Source organism: Paenibacillus sp. MDMC362 (assembly GCF_003269305.1).
In the GTDB taxonomy this organism is placed as follows: Bacteria; Bacillota; Bacilli; order Paenibacillales; family Paenibacillaceae; genus Paenibacillus_AQ.
Genome location: NZ_QLYT01000022.1, coordinates 86,676 through 104,323 on the forward strand (window position 1 = coordinate 86,676; position 17,648 = coordinate 104,323).

The 17,648-nt window shown below is 48.4% G+C and carries 14 protein-coding genes; 12 read left to right on the forward strand and 2 right to left on the reverse strand.

Features of this window, described 5'->3' with window-relative positions:
* The first annotated feature begins 308 nt into the window (after window positions 1–308).
* From gnd to gyrB, 10 genes are all read left to right on the forward strand, one after another.
* Complete coding sequence (gene gnd, locus DP091_RS12030) at window positions 309–1,208, forward strand: phosphogluconate dehydrogenase (NAD(+)-dependent, decarboxylating) (RefSeq protein WP_113058537.1); 900 nt, start codon at window positions 309–311, stop codon at window positions 1,206–1,208.
* A gap of 136 nt (window positions 1,209–1,344) precedes the next feature.
* Window positions 1,345–2,022: a GntR family transcriptional regulator gene (locus tag DP091_RS12035; protein WP_113058538.1), complete on the forward strand. Its 678-nt coding sequence runs from the start codon at window positions 1,345–1,347 to the stop codon at window positions 2,020–2,022.
* 162 nt (window positions 2,023–2,184) lie between these two features.
* Window positions 2,185–3,546, forward strand: a complete 1,362-nt coding sequence (locus tag DP091_RS12040) for a GntP family permease (RefSeq protein WP_113058539.1) — start codon at window positions 2,185–2,187, stop codon at window positions 3,544–3,546.
* A gap of 89 nt (window positions 3,547–3,635) precedes the next feature.
* Window positions 3,636–5,183 carry a gluconokinase gene (gene gntK / locus DP091_RS12045; RefSeq protein ID WP_113058540.1) on the forward strand — a complete coding sequence of 516 codons (1,548 nt, stop codon included), beginning with the start codon at window positions 3,636–3,638 and terminating at the stop codon, window positions 5,181–5,183.
* 832 nt (window positions 5,184–6,015) lie between these two features.
* Complete coding sequence (dnaA, locus tag DP091_RS12050) at window positions 6,016–7,362, forward strand: chromosomal replication initiator protein DnaA (RefSeq protein WP_113058541.1); 1,347 nt, start codon at window positions 6,016–6,018, stop codon at window positions 7,360–7,362.
* A 202-nt stretch (window positions 7,363–7,564) separates the two neighbouring features.
* Window positions 7,565–8,707 (forward strand): DNA polymerase III subunit beta, encoded by a 1,143-nt coding sequence (gene dnaN, locus DP091_RS12055; RefSeq protein WP_113058542.1) that lies wholly within the window; start codon window positions 7,565–7,567, stop codon window positions 8,705–8,707.
* A 38-nt stretch (window positions 8,708–8,745) separates the two neighbouring features.
* Entirely contained in the window at window positions 8,746–8,961 is a 216-nt protein-coding gene (gene yaaA / locus DP091_RS12060; RefSeq protein ID WP_009591516.1) for a S4 domain-containing protein YaaA, read from the forward strand.
* 56 nt (window positions 8,962–9,017) lie between these two features.
* Window positions 9,018–10,130, forward strand: coding sequence for a DNA replication/repair protein RecF (recF, locus tag DP091_RS12065; RefSeq protein WP_113058543.1), 1,113 nt, complete (start codon window positions 9,018–9,020; stop codon window positions 10,128–10,130).
* A gap of 13 nt (window positions 10,131–10,143) precedes the next feature.
* On the forward strand, window positions 10,144–10,395 hold the full coding sequence (gene remB, locus DP091_RS12070) for an extracellular matrix regulator RemB (RefSeq protein WP_071219299.1): 252 nt from the start codon (window positions 10,144–10,146) through the stop codon (window positions 10,393–10,395).
* Between the two features lie 26 nt (window positions 10,396–10,421).
* Window positions 10,422–12,332, forward strand: a complete 1,911-nt coding sequence (gyrB, locus tag DP091_RS12075) for a DNA topoisomerase (ATP-hydrolyzing) subunit B (RefSeq protein ID WP_113058544.1) — start codon at window positions 10,422–10,424, stop codon at window positions 12,330–12,332.
* Window positions 12,333–12,457: 125 nt separating this feature from the next.
* Here gyrB and DP091_RS12080 read toward each other — a convergent pair whose 3' ends face one another.
* Window positions 12,458–13,270 (reverse strand): YheC/YheD family protein, encoded by an 813-nt coding sequence (locus DP091_RS12080; RefSeq protein ID WP_113058545.1) that lies wholly within the window; start codon window positions 13,268–13,270, stop codon window positions 12,458–12,460.
* Window positions 13,271–13,680: 410 nt separating this feature from the next.
* On the opposite strand from DP091_RS12080, the gene gyrA reads away from it, so the two are divergent.
* Together gyrA and DP091_RS12090 are read left to right on the forward strand one after the other, a co-directional pair.
* Window positions 13,681–16,176: a DNA gyrase subunit A gene (gene gyrA / locus DP091_RS12085; protein WP_113058546.1), complete on the forward strand. Its 2,496-nt coding sequence runs from the start codon at window positions 13,681–13,683 to the stop codon at window positions 16,174–16,176.
* A gap of 171 nt (window positions 16,177–16,347) precedes the next feature.
* The gene (locus DP091_RS12090) at window positions 16,348–17,460 is read left to right on the forward strand and encodes an HD-GYP domain-containing protein (RefSeq protein ID WP_113058547.1); all 1,113 of its coding nucleotides are present in this window, start codon (window positions 16,348–16,350) and stop codon (window positions 17,458–17,460) included.
* Here the strand turns inward: DP091_RS12090 and DP091_RS31575 are convergent.
* A partial coding sequence (locus tag DP091_RS31575) for a hypothetical protein (protein ID WP_220091167.1) occupies window positions 17,454–17,648 on the reverse strand: 195 nt, incomplete at its 5' end. The genes DP091_RS12090 and DP091_RS31575 overlap by 7 nt on opposite strands.

Genomic DNA, 17,648 nt, shown 5'->3' on the forward strand with positions numbered 1-17,648 from the left:
GCGGATAATGTTCTCATCTTCACAGAAAATGCCTTTATACATTTAATCACGTTCAGACCCAAAAGTCAAACCTTACTTGACCTCGGCAAGCACTTAAGTTTTCCACAAGTAGTCATTATTGCTAGTTTTGAATTATCCACATGGGGATAACCTATTTTTAAACATTGTGGATGTCATTTTTTCGATCCATGTAAGTCCTTTCATCCCTTGCATGCCCCTTATTTACACAAGAGCTATAAAGGAGTAGTATAAATAATTGAATTTAAGTTGTATACAAGTATACACCTAAGAAGGAGCTGCATTGTTTTATGAAAATAGGCATGATCGGTCTGGGGAAAATGGGCCTCAATCTAGTTCAGAATCTGATTCATCATCAGCATCAGGTCGTAGCTTACGACTTAAATACGGAATTGGTCGATCAAGCTGCCCAGTGCGGTGCCGAAGCCGCAGCATCAACTGAATTGCTTGTTGCGAAACTGGATAAACCCCGCATCGTATGGATGATGGTGCCTGCCGGAAATATCGTGGATTCCGTCATTGATTCTCTCACTCCGCTCCTCGAGCCCGGTGATATTCTGATTGACGGCGGCAACTCGCATTATAAAGATTCCAAAGCCCGTGCAGCACGTCTGGCGGACCAAGGCATTCATTATTTCGATGCTGGTACTTCCGGAGGCATGGAAGGCGCCCATCATGGTGGCTGCTTTATGATTGGGGGCAATCGCGACATATTCACCAGCATTGAGCCCCTGTTCAAGGATATGGCTGTCGAGAACGGTTACTTGTATGCCGGCGAAAGCGGCAGCGGACATTTTCTGAAGATGGTCCATAACGGAATCGAATACGGCATGATGCAATCCATTGCGGAAGGCTTTGAAGTATTGGAAAAAAGCGCATTTGACTTCAACTATGAGGATGTCGCCCGGGTATGGTCCAATGGATCCGTCATTCGCGGCTGGCTCATGGAGCTGACACAAAACGCATTTTCCAAGGATCCGAAGCTGGACGGAATCAAAGGCGTGATGAAATCGTCCGGCGAAGGAAAGTGGACCGTTGAAACGGCACTTGAGGTTCAAGCAAGCGCGCCGGTTATCGCCATGTCGCTGTTTATGCGCTATCGTTCCCTTGACCAAGATACGTTCCACGGCAAAGTCGTTGCAGCGCTGCGTAATGAATTTGGCGGCCATGCGGTTGAGAAGTCGGAATAACGTTGATTCTCTTCTATACACCTGCTGCTTCTTAAGGGCATCATGTCGAAAGCCTCATCATGGTCCCTTCTCCTTTCGATGTGGTATCATTACCACTAGAGAAAATTAGAATCAGTACGGATTGGAGAATTATGCTATGAAATTTCCCTCAACATGGCTTCAGGGGGCCTCTTTAGGAGAGGCCATCGCCAGTGAACTGAGACTGCAGATTATTAGCGGCATCATCAAGCGCGGAGAAATCCTGTCCGAAAATCGGATTGCAGGTGAATTCGGCACCAGCCGATCTCCTGTGCGGGAAGCAATGAAAACGCTGTCCAGCGAAGGATTAATCCAATTGGAGCGCATGGGCGCTGTAGTCATGGGCCTATCGCTCAAAGAAGTAGAGGAATTATACGATGTTCGTTTCCTTATCGAGAGCTTTGTTCAAGGCCAGGTGTTTGCGAATCCCCAGCCGGAATTAATCCAGCATTTAAAACAAATCGTCGATCGGATGGAGCTTGCAGCCAAACATCAGGACCCGGTTGAATTCTCCTATCAGGATTTGGCTTTCCATGAACGGATTATTACGGAGGCGAACCATAAACGGATTCTTCATCTATGGAAGAGCATTCGCCCTATCGTGATCACGGTCATGTTAATTACGACCCGTCAGGTGTTTGGTGGCGGAGGCACCAAGATTCGGTATGTCATGGACAAGCATCTTCGGCTAATTGCAGAGATGGAATCCCTGGATCCGGCACGGATCCAAACGGCGGTTCAGCATTACTTCGATGATTCCCGTCAGACGCTTCATCTTAGTTTTCCGGAGGGTTAACTTAATCCTCCCTTCCTCCGTCTTACGAAACACTGTGCACGCTCTAAGTTGTCGACAAGTATACAATAGAATTCGCCTTTGTTTTGGGTATACTACCGCAGAACAGCTCGATATTAACCATTTCCCAATTCAAAATGGGTAATCTATAGGAGGAAGCAAAATATGAATTCACTATTCGGTCTCAGTCATAATGCTACCTTAATGATCTGGACACTGCTGACGATCGTCTTCCTGATCGTGCTGATTTCCAAATATAAATGGAATCCTTTCGTAACTTTATTGATCTCCGCACTGATCCTTGGTCTATTGACGGGCATGCAGCCTGCGGATGTGATCACTTCGATAACCGGCGGTCTTGGCGGAACGCTTGGAACGATTGCAATCGTTATCGCCCTAGGTACCATGCTCGGAAAAATGATGGCCGAATCCGGCGGCGCTGAACAAATCGCCACCACCCTCGTGGACCGCTTCGGCGAGAAGCGCGTCCATTGGTCCATGATGATTGTTGGCTTTATTGTGGGTATTCCCGTATTTTTCGAAGTGGGCGTCATCCTGTTAATACCTATTGTCTTCACAGTTGCACGCAAAACGAAAATGTCTCTGCTGCACATCGGCATACCGATTTTAGCCGGATTGTCCACCGTTCACGGTTTAGTACCTCCGCATCCCGCTCCAATGATTGCTATTAAAGCATATGATGCGGACCTTGGCATGACGATTCTCTACTCGTTCCTGGTCGGGATCCCGGCAGCGATACTGGCTGGCCCGGTGTTTGGCAAATTCATTGGCAAACGGATCCGAACCGAGCCGCCCGAGGAGCTTGCCGAGCAGTTTTCAAGCCAAGCTGATCGCCGATTGCCCGGCTTCGGCATCACGTTGTTTACAATCTTGCTGCCGGTCATACTGATGCTTATCGGTTCCGCAGCCGATATCATCGATCCGGAATCCACTAGCATGATATCCGTGTTCTGCAAATTTATCGGACATGAAATCATTGCATTGCTCATAGCTGCGGTCTTCTCCTTCTACTCGCTGGGATTCGCGCGCGGCTTTAATAAACATGATCTATCCCGCTTCACCAGCGAATGTCTCGCTCCAATCGCTACGATCATTCTGATCATCGGCGCAGGCGGCGCTTTCAAGCAGGTTCTGATCAACAGCGGCGTCGGCAATGCCATCGCCGAAATTGCAACCGGTGCAAATATCAATGTGATCCTGTTTGCGTGGCTTGTCGCGGCACTCATTCGGATTGCAACAGGTTCTGCAACCGTAGCCATGACAACCGCCGCAGGAATTGTTGCTCCTGTGCTCGCAATGACGCCCGGGGCCAACGTTGAGCTAGTGGTGCTCGCTACCGGGGCAGGCTCCATCGTACTGTCCCACGTGAACGATGCCGGCTTCTGGATGGTAAAAGAATTCTTTAACATGACGGTAGCCCAGACGCTGAAGTCCTGGACCGTGATGGAGACGATCCTGTCCCTGACCGGACTCGTGTTGGCTCTCGTTCTCAATGTAATTGTATAATGAAGCAATAAGACACATGGGGGCTCCTTGGAATGCTGATATGTTAAGCAGCGAACCGGGTGCCCTTACGTAGAAAGAAGGTATGTCTCATGAGTACTCAGAACTATATGATCGGTGTCGATATCGGAACAACCAGCACCAAGGCGGTCCTTTTCAAAGAGAATGGTGAGGTTGTAGCCAAAGCCGGCGGTGAATATCCGCTGCTCACCCCTACTCCCTCTACGGCGGAGCAAGATCCGGAGCAAATCTTTCAGACCGTCATTTCCTCTGTTCAAGGGATCATGACGCAGAGCGGGATAGATCCTGCTCAAGTTCTATTCGTTTCTTTCAGTGCGGCCATGCACAGCGTTATCGCCGTAGATAGCCAAGGCACCCCGTTGACTCGCTGTATTACATGGGCCGACAACCGCAGTGCTGCCTGGTCTGCGAAGCTCAAAAAAGAACTCGGCGGTATGGAGCTGTACCTTAGAACCGGAACTCCGATCCATCCGATGTCCCCTGTGACCAAGCTGATGTGGATGCGCCATGAGCTGCCCTCCCTCTTTAACCAAGCAGCTAAATTCATTTCGATTAAAGAATATGTTTACTTCAAACTATTCGGCCAATATATTGTGGACCACTCCATTGCCTCCAGTACCGGGATGATGAACCTTGAGGATCTGGCATGGGATCAGCAGGCGCTGGAGCTCGCTGGCATCACGGAGGACCATTTATCTACGATCGTACCAACTACACATATCATGGAAGGCCTGAAAAGCGAGTATGCCGCAGCCATGGGGCTCTCCACTTCCACACCCTTCGTGCTTGGAGCTGCAGACGGCGTCCTGTCGAACCTCGGCGTGAATGCCATCAAGCCGGGAGTCGTTGCCGCTACCATCGGTACGAGCGGTGCGATCCGTACGGTTGTCGACAAGCCGATGACCGATCCGAAGGGTCGTATTTTCTGCTATGCATTAACGGAGAAGCACTGGGTTATCGGCGGCGCAGTCAACAACGGCGGCATGATTTTCCGCTGGGTACGCGATGAATTTGCTGCCTCTGAGGTCGAAACCGCTAAGCGGCTCGGCATCAATTCTTATGATGTACTAACCAAAATCGCGGACCGTATTCCGCCAGGCTCGAACGGGCTGCTATTCCACCCGTACTTAACCGGAGAACGCGCACCATTATGGGATCCGAATGCACGTGGATCGTTCTTTGGCTTAACCCTGAATCATAAAAAAGAGCATATGATCCGCTCCGTGCTGGAGGGCGTGATCTTTAATATGTATACCGTTCTGCTGGCGATGGAGGAACAAATCGGCCGGCCGGCCAAAATTCACGCCACCGGAGGTTTCGCCCGTTCACCGATCTGGCGGCAGATGATGGCGGATATTTTTGACCAGCAGGTGATCGTGCCGGAGAGCTACGAGAGCTCTTGCCTTGGGGCCGTAGTCCTCGGTCTGTACGCTACAGGAAGAGCGGATTCGCTCGACATTGTAGAGACGATGGTCGGCGGTACGCATGAACACCAGCCTGTGAAGGAAAGTTCTGATGTTTATAAGGCTCTGCTGCCGATCTTTATCCGCATTTCGCGCAAGCTGGAAGAAGATTATGAAGCCATTACCGAATTCCAGCGCCGATTCGAGCAATCGTAAGATTACTATAGAAGGAACAATCTTGATTCGACGAATATTCTTGAGGAAAAATACAGAACGTGTGCAGATATTGTTTTTCTTGCGATATGTCATGCTGCGAGGTTTATTTTTTCTGGATATCTTTAAATAAAAGCCCGTTTTCGATGGATCCGATCCATGGCGAAAACGGGCTTTTTTTGTCATAATGCCTGAGAAAAAATATCCACAGTGAGAATCCTCTCGTCGTAAGCAAGAAAGCTTCGGTCAGGTTTCATGAGGTAGGTCCTTCCGTCAGGATAACTCACTTCATATGTCCGCATCCATGGTTCCCCCGCTCCGAAAAAAGCCCTCAATTGGAAATCTATCGATTCCATTTAAGACTATCCACAGCCATTTTTCACCTTTGGTCGATTTGTGGGTTGCTAGAACATTCAACCATAAGTTATGAACAGATGGTGAGAGAAGAAAATTCTGCTTGCGAATCGGACAACCTGTGAATAATTTTTTGCGCTTTGAGGCCAATGATGTCGAAGGCTAAACAAATTATAAACAATATATAGTGGTGTGAATAAAAATTATGCACAACGTATTGAATTTGTGGATAAATTAGCGACATACATTGAAAATAAGGCCTTCTTTTGCTATGATGATATTACTTTTGGTTGTGAATATGTGAATGAAGCTATAATATTATCAACAGGCTGTGGATAAAGTTGTGAACAATTTCAATTTATCCATATTTTTTTGTTTCCACAGGAGTTAGTTCTGGGGATAATTAGACATCATTCATTTTCTTTCGACAATTCCACACATGGCTCTAGCCACATTTGGAAGATTTAAAGGAGTGACAGTTTTGGAAAGCCATACTTCCGAATTATGGCAAGAAATATTATCGATCATACAAACCAAGCTGAGTAAACCGAGTTTTGACACTTGGTTTAAAGCTACCAAGGCATTGACCATTAACGATCACTCCGTCGTCATTTCCGCACCGACAACGTTTGCTGTGGAATGGCTGGAGAGCCGATACACCAAGCTGGTTAGTGCAACCGTATTGGAGGTGGTGGGCAAGCAGGTGGATGTCCGCTTCGTCATTGAGGAGGCCAAAGGACACGAACCTGTGCCGCAGCAGATCTCGCCGCCGCTAGAAATATCCGGGGAAGAAATTCAGTCTCATATGCTGAATCCGAAGTATACGTTTGATACCTTTGTCATCGGTTCAGGCAACCGGTTCGCCCATGCTGCATCGCTCGCTGTTGCCGAAGCTCCGGCTAAGGCGTATAACCCATTATTCCTATATGGTGGAGTTGGACTTGGAAAAACCCACTTGATGCATGCCATCGGCCACTATATTCTGGAGCACAATCCCAGCAGCAGAGTCGTGTATATTTCCTCCGAGAAATTCACCAACGAGTTCATCAACTCCATTCGGGACAACCGCGCTGAAAGCTTCCGCAACAAGTACCGCAACGTCGATATTCTGCTCATTGACGATATTCAGTTCTTGGCAGGCAAAGAATCGACGCAGGAGGAATTTTTCCATACGTTTAACGCCCTGCACGAAGAGCGGAAGCAGATTATCATATCCAGTGACCGGCCGCCCAAGGAGATTCCGACGCTGGAAGAACGGCTCCGTTCCCGGTTCGAATGGGGATTGATCACCGATATTCAACCGCCGGATCTGGAGACGCGGATCGCCATTCTTCGCAAGAAAGCGAAGGCCGAGAATCTGGATATTCCGAACGAAGCCATGATGTATATCGCCAATCAGATCGATACGAACATTCGTGAACTCGAAGGTGCCCTGATCCGTGTCGTTGCCTATTCCTCCCTGACCAATCAGGACGTAACAACGCATCTGGCAGCCGAAGCCCTGAAGGATATCATCCCGTCCAGCCGGCCGCGAATGATTACGATTCAGGACATCCAGCAGAAGGTCGGCGAGTATTACAACCTCAGGCTGGAAGACTTCAAAGCCCGCAAACGAACCAAAGCCGTTGCATTTCCGCGGCAAATTGCCATGTACCTGTCCCGCGAATTAACCGACTATTCCCTTCCCAAGATCGGAGAAGCATTCGGAGGCCGGGATCATACCACTGTCATCCATGCCCATGAGAAGATTACCCAATCTCTGAAAAATGACCAGGAGTTGTTCAAAGTGGTCAATAATATTACGGAGAAAATCAAAAATCCAACCTGAACAAGTTCAAAGCCTATGCACAATCTATACACATGTGGATAGGCTTAATTTTATGCCTTTTCTGGGGCTTATCCACATATTCAGTGCCCCTATTACTATTACTAATAATAATTAATAAATAATTTAACCATAAAGAGGGGGATCCTCTTGGCATTCGCCAAGTGAAAAAACCCCTCTCATTTTTCCGTAAGGAGTGAAATTGATGAAAATCAGCATATTGAAAAATGTATTAAACGAATCCATTCAACACGTATCCAAGGCGATTTCCAGCCGAACCACGATTCCGATCCTCAGCGGCATTAAACTGGATGTCACGTATTCGGGTGTCACACTAACTGCTAGCGATACTGATATTTCCATTCAATCGTTTATTCCTTCGGAAGATGAGAAGCACACCATCGTCCAGGTAGAGCAGCCTGGCAGCGTTGTGCTGCCGGCCAAATTTTTTGTTGAAATCATCAAGAAACTCCCTTCCCAAGAAATCCAGATGGAGGTAAAAGAGAACTTCCACACCTTTATTTCTTCGGGAGCTACGGAAATTCAGATGGTGGGTTTGGACCCGGAAGAATTCCCGGTATTGCCAAACATTGAAGACAGTCAAACCGTTTCTTTGCCCGGAGATCTGCTGAAAAACATGATCAAGCAAACGGTATTCTCCATTTCCACCCATGAAACAACGCCTATTTTGACCGGGGTATTATGGAGTCTGAACGATAATGAATTGAAATTTACCGCAACAGACCGCCACAGATTGGCAACTCGCTCCGCACAACTGGACAATGCACAGGACATCTCGTTCAACAATGTCGTCATTGCCGGTAAAACGCTGAATGAGCTGAGCAAAATTATTCCGGACCAAAATACGCTGGTGGATATCGTTGTGGCCGATAATCAGGTATTATTTAAAATTGACCGTGTTCTGTTCTATTCCCGTATACTGGACGGCATTTATCCCGATACTTCTAGAATTATTCCAACATCGCATAAAACAGAACTCGTTTTGGACACAAAAAAATTAAGCGAGTCGATCGACCGCGCCTACCTGCTCTCCAAAGAGGAGAAAACGAACATTGTTCTCCTTCAAACGATGGAACAAGGCGGCATCGAGATCTCTTCCAGCTCCTCCGAGCTTGGTAAAGTGCGTGAAGAATTGGATCTGATCGATTTCAAAGGGGAGCCGCTGCGCATCTCATTCAACTCCAAATATATGCTGGACGTGTTAAAGGTGGTTGAAAGTGAACAGCTGATGATCGCTTTTATGGGGGTAATGAGCCCAATCATTCTTAAACCGCTGGACGACAGCAAGAGCCAATATATTATTCTGCCGTACCGTACGGCCAATTAAAGTTATCCCCATGTTGATAGGGATGAAAGGACGAGGTCATGAAACAAATATTTATCCACAGTGAATATATCAAGCTGGATCAGTTCTTGAAGCTCTCAGATTGCGTATCCACAGGTGGGATGGCGAAGGCGCTGCTTGCGGAAGGGGCAGTTCTGGTCAACGACGAGAAGGAAGAGCGGCGCGGACGCAAACTGGTTCCCGGCGACATCGTCAAGGTAGAGGATTGCGGGACGTTTCAGGTGGCAGCACAATAGACAGCCTCCCGCAGCCGCTTTGGCGCTAAGCGCGGAAGACGAGGGAGAGGATAAGCTTGTTTGTCAAAAATGTCAGCCTGCAGCATTATCGAAATTACGAGAAACTGCAGCTTGAGGCGTTTGGCGATGTCAATTTGATCATCGGACGCAATGCCCAAGGAAAGACGAATTTGATGGAGGCGCTCTTTGTGCTTGCATTAACGAAGAGCCATCGGACCTCCAAGGACCGCGAATTGATTGGATTTGAGCAGTCCAGTGCGCATATATCAGCCGAGATTGAGCGCAAGTACGGCCCCTTGAGGCTGGAGCTGAGTTTGTCTCAGCAGGGGAAGAAGGCAAAAATCAACGGACTCGAGCAGCGGAAGCTTAGCGATTTCATCGGCTCGCTCAATGTCGTGATGTTTGCGCCCGAGGATCTGGAGATTGTCAAAGGCACGCCGGGGGTTCGCCGCCGGTTTCTTGACATGGAGATCGGGCAGGTCGCGCCAAGCTACCTGTTTCACCTGCAGCAATACCAGAAGGTGCTTGTGCAGCGCAACAATCTCCTGAAGCAATTATGGGGAAAGGGCAGTGCCGAACAAGCGATGCTGGACATTTGGAACAGCCAATTGGCAGAGCATGGTGTTAAAATCGTCAAGAAGAGGAAACAATTTATAAAAAAGCTGCAAAAGTGGGCTGAGAGCATTCATCAGGGAATCACAAACGGCCTGGAAGAGCTCTCTTTACACTACCTTCCGTCCTTTGCTGACGCGGAGGAAGAAGATGAAGCTGTCTTATTTGAGACATTTATGATAAAATTATCACAAATGAAAGAGCAAGAAATACGGCGTGGTATGACATTGGCAGGTCCTCATCGAGATGATCTGGCTTTTTATATTAATGGCAAAGAAGTCCAAACGTATGGATCTCAAGGTCAGCAGCGGACGACGGCGCTATCTTTGAAACTGGCTGAAATCGAGCTGATACAGGAAGAGATCGGTGAATATCCGGTGCTGCTTCTGGATGATGTGCTTTCTGAATTGGATCCGTACCGGCAGACACAATTGATCGAGACATTCCAGAGCAAAGTGCAGACATTCATCACGGCGACGGGCATTGAGAGTTTGAATACCGACAAATTGAAGGGTGCCAGCATTTTTCATGTCCATGACGGACAGGTGGGCTCTTAAGGAGTGATTCCATATGTATATTCATTTGGGCGGAGAGAAGATCATCCGTTCGTCGGAGCTGGTTGGGATTTTTGATATCTCGATAGAGAAATCTTCAAAAATCTCCAAGCAGTTCGTCACGCATGCCCAGCAGCATAAAGTCGTGGAGATGATTGGCGAAGAGGATCCGAAATCCATTGTGGTAACGAAATCAATCGTCTATTACTCTCCGATCTCCTCTGCAACGCTTAAGAAACGAGCAAATCATTTTGTAGCTCAGGCATAACAGAATCTGTAGAAGTAGGTGAAGGCATGTCTATGAATCAACCGACATATGATGAGAATCAGATTCAGGTACTGGAAGGATTGGAAGCCGTTCGTAAACGTCCCGGAATGTATATCGGGTCAACCAGTGCCAAGGGTTTGCATCATTTGGTATGGGAAGTTGTGGACAATAGTATTGACGAGGCGATGGCGGGAATATGCGACCATATCGAAATCATTGTCCATGAGGATAACAGTGTTACCGTTGTCGATAACGGGCGCGGAATTCCGGTCGGCGAGAACGCCAAACTGAAGAAGTCGACGCTGGAAGTCGTTATGACCGTCCTTCATGCCGGCGGTAAATTTGGCGGCGGCGGATATAAAGTATCCGGCGGTCTGCATGGTGTTGGTGTCTCGGTCGTGAATGCACTGTCTTCGAAAGTCGTGGTTCAAGTCAAACGTGACGGGCACATCTACCAACAGGAGTATCATCGCGGCGTACCTCAATATGATATCAAGGTCATCGGGGATGCCGACGATACCGGTACAACCGTAACCTTCCTGCCGGATCCGGAGATTTTCACGGAAACAACAGAGTATGATTACAACACGCTGCTTACACGGATTCGTGAACTGGCGTTCCTGAACAAGGGCATTGCGCTTACGCTGACGGATGAACGTACGGGTGCCTCCGACTATTTCAAATACGAAGGCGGAATCATTGAATACGTCAAGTTCCTGAATGAGAAGAAGGAAGCACTGCACGAAGACCCTATCTACGTTGAGGGCTCACGGGATAATATTCAGGTCGAAGTATCGCTCCAGTACAACGACAGCTATACCGAGAATATTTATTCTTTTGCCAATAATATCAACACGCACGAAGGCGGAACGCATGAATCCGGCTTTAAGAGTGCGCTCACTCGGATTATCAACGACTATGCCCGCAAAACGGGATTGATCAAAGATAACACCAACAACCTGTCGGGTGACGATGTGCGTGAGGGATTGACGGCGATCATCTCGGTCAAGGTACCGGAGCCGCAGTTCGAAGGACAAACCAAAACCAAGCTAGGCAACAGTGAAGTGCGCGGTATTGTGGAGTCCCTGTTCGCTGAGAAGCTGCAGGAGTTCCTGCAGGAGAATCCGTCGGTTTCCCGTCGGATCCTGGAGAAGGCGCTCCAGGCATCACGTGCGCGTGAAGCGGCGCGTAAAGCCCGCGAGATGACACGCCGGAAGAGTGCGCTTGAAGTCAGCGCATTGCCAGGTAAACTGGCAGACTGCTCTTCCAAGGATGCCTCCATCAGTGAGCTGTACATCGTCGAAGGCGACTCTGCCGGCGGATCCGCCAAACAGGGACGCGATCGGCATTTCCAAGCCATTTTGCCGCTTCGGGGTAAAATTCTCAACGTGGAAAAGGCGCGGCTTGACCGCATCCTCTCCAATGCGGAGATCCGGGCGATCATTACGGCGCTGGGTACGGGGATTGCGGAAGATTTCGATCTGTCCAAGGCCCGTTACCACAAAATCATTATTATGACCGATGCCGACGTTGACGGCGCGCATATTCGTACCTTGCTGCTGACGTTCTTCTACCGTTACATGCGTAAGCTGGTGGAAGCGGGTTATATCTATATCGCCCAACCGCCGCTCTTCAAGATCGAGCGCAATAAGGTGATTCGTTATGCCGGCAGTGAGAAAGAACGCGACGAGATCATTAAGGAATTCGGTGAGAACGTCAAAATTAACGTGCAGCGTTATAAAGGTCTCGGCGAGATGAATGCCGGACAGCTGTGGGAGACGACGATGGATCCAGAGAGCCGTACCATGCTTCAGGTGACCATTGAAGATGCAATCCTGGCCGATACGTTGTTTGATACCCTGATGGGCGATAACGTTGAACCGCGGCGGGATTTCATTCAAGAGCATGCGAAGTCGGTCCGTAATCTGGACGTATAAAGTTAATAAATCAAAAAGGGGCATCCCAAGGTCTGTGAAGGCCTCAGGGACTGCCCCTTTAATTTTCCCGATAGACGTGATTTGGTGCGTTCGCCATGAATCTTGGGATTAACATATATCGCAGGCTAACCGATCTTTTTGGCTTTTTTCTTGCCGGTTAAGTTACGCCCATAAGAGGTTGCATATTTTTTTACTTGATTGTAGACGCTGGGATCTTTGAAAAATTTCTTGAACGGGAACAGTGCAGGTTTGGTATTAACCTCCAAGATCCAGATGTTCCAGCGACCGTCGATGGCAATATCGAGGCCGATTTCTTTCAGCTTGGGATAGGATTTCTGCAGCTGCGATGCGACATTCACCCCAAGCACATTCAGCTCTTTACGGATGTTCTCTGCCTCTTCCGCCGTCATATGCTCGGTCATCAGCGGTTTATAGTGCTGGGCTGCCCCACCGCTATGGTGGTTGGTAATGATTTTATTCTTGGCCGCTACCCGCCCGATTATTCCTGTGCTCACCCACTGGCCAGATGGACTCTTCTGAGTAAGTACACGTAGATCAAAGGGGCGGCCTTTATGGCGAAGCAGATGGATGCCTTGCTGAATGAGATAATCCTTCCCCTGAAACAAAGCGTTCAGTGTTTTATTGAGGCTCTCCAGGGAGGTGAATATTTCAGTTTTCTGTTCATAACGAAGCTTGTAGGAAGTGGTGGTGGTTTCGTCGGCATCACCGTTTTGGGATTGGAGCTGCTCGACTGACATGACGCCGACGCCGTAGGTCCCCCGGTCAGGCTTGATATACACAAGCGTATGTGTGCCCAGCATGTCACCAAGCGCCTCCAATGAGTACTGGCGGGTAGAGGGAATATAAGAGGCGAGACCTTTATTTTTCAAGAGTATTTTTGTTTTCGCCCACTTGCTTGCAACGCGTTGGATAGTCAACCATCTTCATCCTTTCCAGCTGTATGATGGGAGTGACAGGATTTGACCTGCCTCGTAAACAAACTAGTGTCCATCCGGTTGATTTGAAAGAATCGGGGCATCTCCAGCAAGAGAGCTGAAACCCGGAAAACATAGGACAAGTATGACAAACAGTGGTATAATATAAAGATGTGATGCTACGAAAAGTCCTGTGCAATGCATTGTATGTGAAAAGGGGCACGGAGGACAGGGCGTATATCCCGGTTTCCGGGCAAAAATCATTCTTTCACTTGATCCATCCCGTGTTTAATTGTGCACGGTTTGTGAAAGTAATATAATAAAGGTTAGTGCGTTTTTAGGTTTCTGATCACTATTCTGCTTTTTTCACATAGATCAAGGCATGGTTGATAGGAAAATGAAGGAGGTCCAGCATGGCGGAAGAAAATTTCTCCCAAATCAAAGATCGTGACATCGGTACCGAGATGCGCGAGTCCTTTATGGACTACGCGATGAGTATCATTGTCAGCCGGGCTTTGCCGGATGTACGGGACGGAATGAAGCCAGTACACCGTCGTATTTTATATGCGATGTCTGAACTTGGAATGGCCCCGGATAAACCGCATAAGAAATCGGCAAGAATTGTTGGCGAGGTTATCGGTAAGTACCATCCTCATGGTGATTCCGCTGTTTACGAATCCATGGTTCGGATGGCGCAGGACTTCTCCATGCGTTATATGCTTGTTGATGGACACGGAAACTTCGGATCCATTGACGGCGATATGGCAGCGGCTATGCGTTATACCGAGGCTCGTTTATCGAAGATTGCTATGGAAATGCTGCGAGATATTAATAAAGAGACAATAGACTTTGCTCCTAACTATGATGGTGAGGAACAGGAGCCGGTCGTTCTTCCTGCGCGTTATCCTAACTTGCTGGTAAACGGCGTGTCCGGGATCGCAGTAGGTATGGCTACCAATATTCCGCCTCATAATCTCGGTGAAGTTATCGATGGCGTTCAGGCGATGATTCGAAATCCTGATATCACGCCGATGGAACTGATGGAATATATTCAAGGACCGGATTTCCCGACATCGGGATATATTCTGGGACGTGAGGGGATTCGCCAAGCATATCGTACGGGCCGTGGGTCCGTTACGATGCGGGCGAAAGCAACCATAGAAGAGAATAACAACAAGGCGCGCATTGTCGTTCACGAGATTCCGTATCAGGTGAACAAGGCTCGACTGGTTGAGAAGATCGCGGAATTGGTTCGCGATAAGCGGATTGACGGCATTACGGATCTCCGCGACGAGTCGGACCGTAACGGTATGCGGATTGTTATTGAGCTGCGCCGGGACGTCAACCCGAATGTCGTTTTGAATAACCTGTACAAGCATACCGCTATGCAGTCTAATTTCGGTATTAACATGCTGGCCATCGTAAACAATGAGCCGAAAATTTTGAACCTTCGCGACGTGCTGTTCTACTATTTGGAGCATCAGGTTATCGTTATCCGTCGCCGGACCGAGTTTGAACTGAAGAAGGCGGAAGCTCGTGCTCATATTCTCGAAGGTTTACGGATTGCGCTGGATCATCTCGATGAGGTTATTGCCCTCATTCGCGCGTCGCAGACTACAGAGGCAGCCCGCGAAGGCTTGATGGAGCGTTTCGGCCTTAGTCATGAGCAGGCACAGGCCATTCTGGATATGCGTTTGCAGCGCCTGACCGGACTCGAACGCGAGAAGATTGAGAACGAGTACCAAGAATTGCTTGCCAGAATCGCTGAACTGCGCGAGATTTTGGCTAATGAGCATCTTGTGCTTCAAATTATCAATGATGAGCTCCAAGAGATTAAGGAGCGCTTCTCGGATGAACGCCGTACTGAAATTACGGTCGGGGAAGACAGCATTCTGGATGAGGATCTGATTCCACGGGAAGAAGTGATCATCACCATTACGCATACCGGTTACATCAAGCGTCTGCCTGCGAACACCTATCGCAGCCAGAAGCGGGGTGGCCGCGGCGTTGTGGGGATGGATACGAAGAGTGAAGACTTTGTCGAGCATCTCTTCGTCACGAATTCCCACCACTACCTGATGTTCTTCACGGACAAAGGGAAAGCGTACCGGTTGAAAGCCTATGAGATTCCAGAGCTTAGCCGTACCGCCCGCGGAACGCCGATCATCAACCTGATTCAGATTGAACAGGGCGAGTCGATCAATGCCGTGATCCCGGTGGAGAGCTTTGACAGCGATAATTTCTTGTTCTTCGCCACGCGGCAGGGTGTCGTTAAGAAAACTCCGCTTGAGGATTATGTCAATATCCGCAAGGGCGGTCTGATTGCGATCAACCTGCGCGAGGATGATTCCCTGATCGAGGTTAAGCTGACAGATGGTCAGCAGGAGATCATCATGGGAACGGCTCAAGGCATGTCCATCCGCTTCAAGGAGAGCGATGTTCGCTCGATGGGAAGAAGCGCGACGGGAGTTAAAGGGATTACGCTGGATGACGATGACGAAGTCATTGGCATGGACGTGGTGGACCAGGAGCTTGATATCCTTATTGTAACGACCAAAGGTTACGGCAAGCGGACGCCTGCAAGCGACTACCGCAGCCAGACCCGTGGCGGCAAAGGGATCAAGACCATCAATATTACGGAGAAAAATGGACCGGTTGTAGCACTTAAGGTCGTGAAATCCGAAGAGGATCTCATGATTATTACGGCAAGCGGCACCATCATCCGTACGAGCATGGAGGGCATCTCTACCATGGGCCGTTATGCTCAGGGCGTGAAGCTGATCAACATCCGTGAGGATGATTCCGTAGGTACCGTGTGCCGTGCGGACAAGAGCGATGAGCCTGAAGCGGGTGAAGAGGAAGAAGAAGGTCAGGACGGCACAGAGCCGGTTGAGCCGACAGAAGAATAAACGATAGTATCGAGCATGAATGCAAATTTGCATTCATGCTCTTTTTTGCCTTACCGGATTACAAATTCAGGGAAATGGTATTGTACAGGCCGCAAAAGACGAACTATAATATGTATATTATAAGGTGAGTTTGCTGCCGCGACGCAGCTTAATAGATGGAGAGGGTTGATCATGACGATCAAAGCCGTGAATGAAGTGGTGGCTGGAGTAAAGCTGGCCAAAGATGTGCATACACCTCTGGGGGGGCTTTTGCTTCACAAAGGGAAAGTTTTGCTTCCCCGGGATCTAGAGGTATTAAAAGCTTTCATGGTGGACCATGTAATTGTAGAATCCGTTGAAGCAGATAGTACAAGAATACCGACCGTAAAATCTGCCGGACAGAAGCCGTCGCTGATCTTTACGGGGAATCAACAGGGCAGTGGGAACGAAGAGGCACCTGTTCGAAAAGACTTGGCGTTGCATGAGGAATACGACAAGACCATGACCCTTGTCAAAAACTGTTACCAGTCCGCCATAACAGGCGAGCTGCGAATGTATGAAGTTCGTAATCAATTGGACAACTTATTAAAACACCAACATGAGTATCATATCCTTAAATTCATTCCTCGCATGACCAATCGCCATGATTATCGGTATCACAGTGCCGTGCTATGTGCCCTTTCCTCCTATAAGCTGGCACAATGGATGGGGCTCCCGCAGAAAGATTGGATGCAGGTTGCCTTTGCGGGACTGCTGCATGATATCGGAAATGCCAAGATTGATCCGATTGTGTTGAACAAACCTTCCAAATTAACCGAAGAAGAGAACGAAGAAGTGCGTCAGCATACGACCTACGGTTATCAGATTCTCAAGAATGTTGCGGCTGTGAATGAAGGAGTTCGGCTCGCAGCTCTCCAGCATCATGAGAAAGTAGATGGCTCGGGGTATCCACTGCGGCTGGAAGGGAACAAGATTCATATCTATGCCAAGATCGTTGCTGTTACGGATATCTTTCATGCGATGACACTGGATAAGTTCTATCGGAATGCTCAATCCCCTTATGTTGTGCTGGAACAAATTCAACTAGAGGCCTTTGGCAAGCTGGATCCAAAGATCGTTCAGACTTTTATCCAAAAGGTAACGGCCTTGCATTCAGGTACTCGAGTCCGGTTGAGCAATAGTACTTCGGGAGAAATCGTATTTACGGACGCCCAGCATCCAACGAGACCAATGGTATCGGTTCAAGGAGAGATCATTAACCTGATGCAACAGCGTCAACTCTATATAGAAGAAGTCATTTACTGATTTTCAAAAAAGAGTTGACTTACATAGGAATGCTGTGATATATTATTTCTTGCCGCTTCTGAGCGGGCATATATCGCAGCTTTCAATGAAATAAAAGTTTTCAAAAAAAAGCTTGCTAAATAATTGAGAGTGTGATATATTATAAGAGTTGCTGGTGCGAACGAGATTCGCCGGTAACGAAGAAGTTG

Coding starts and splice junctions, on each gene's coding strand:
- gnd (WP_113058537.1), top strand. CDS start 309: ATGAAAATAGGCATGATCGGTCTGGGGAAAATGGGCCTCAATCTAGTT.
- DP091_RS12035 (WP_113058538.1), top strand. CDS start 1,345: ATGAAATTTCCCTCAACATGGCTTCAGGGGGCCTCTTTAGGAGAGGCC.
- DP091_RS12040 (WP_113058539.1), top strand. CDS start 2,185: ATGAATTCACTATTCGGTCTCAGTCATAATGCTACCTTAATGATCTGG.
- gntK (WP_113058540.1), top strand. CDS start 3,636: ATGAGTACTCAGAACTATATGATCGGTGTCGATATCGGAACAACCAGC.
- dnaN (WP_113058542.1), top strand. CDS start 7,565: ATGAAAATCAGCATATTGAAAAATGTATTAAACGAATCCATTCAACAC.
- yaaA (WP_009591516.1), top strand. CDS start 8,746: ATGAAACAAATATTTATCCACAGTGAATATATCAAGCTGGATCAGTTC.
- remB (WP_071219299.1), top strand. CDS start 10,144: ATGTATATTCATTTGGGCGGAGAGAAGATCATCCGTTCGTCGGAGCTG.
- gyrB (WP_113058544.1), top strand. CDS start 10,422: ATGTCTATGAATCAACCGACATATGATGAGAATCAGATTCAGGTACTG.
- gyrA (WP_113058546.1), top strand. CDS start 13,681: ATGGCGGAAGAAAATTTCTCCCAAATCAAAGATCGTGACATCGGTACC.
- DP091_RS12090 (WP_113058547.1), top strand. CDS start 16,348: ATGACGATCAAAGCCGTGAATGAAGTGGTGGCTGGAGTAAAGCTGGCC.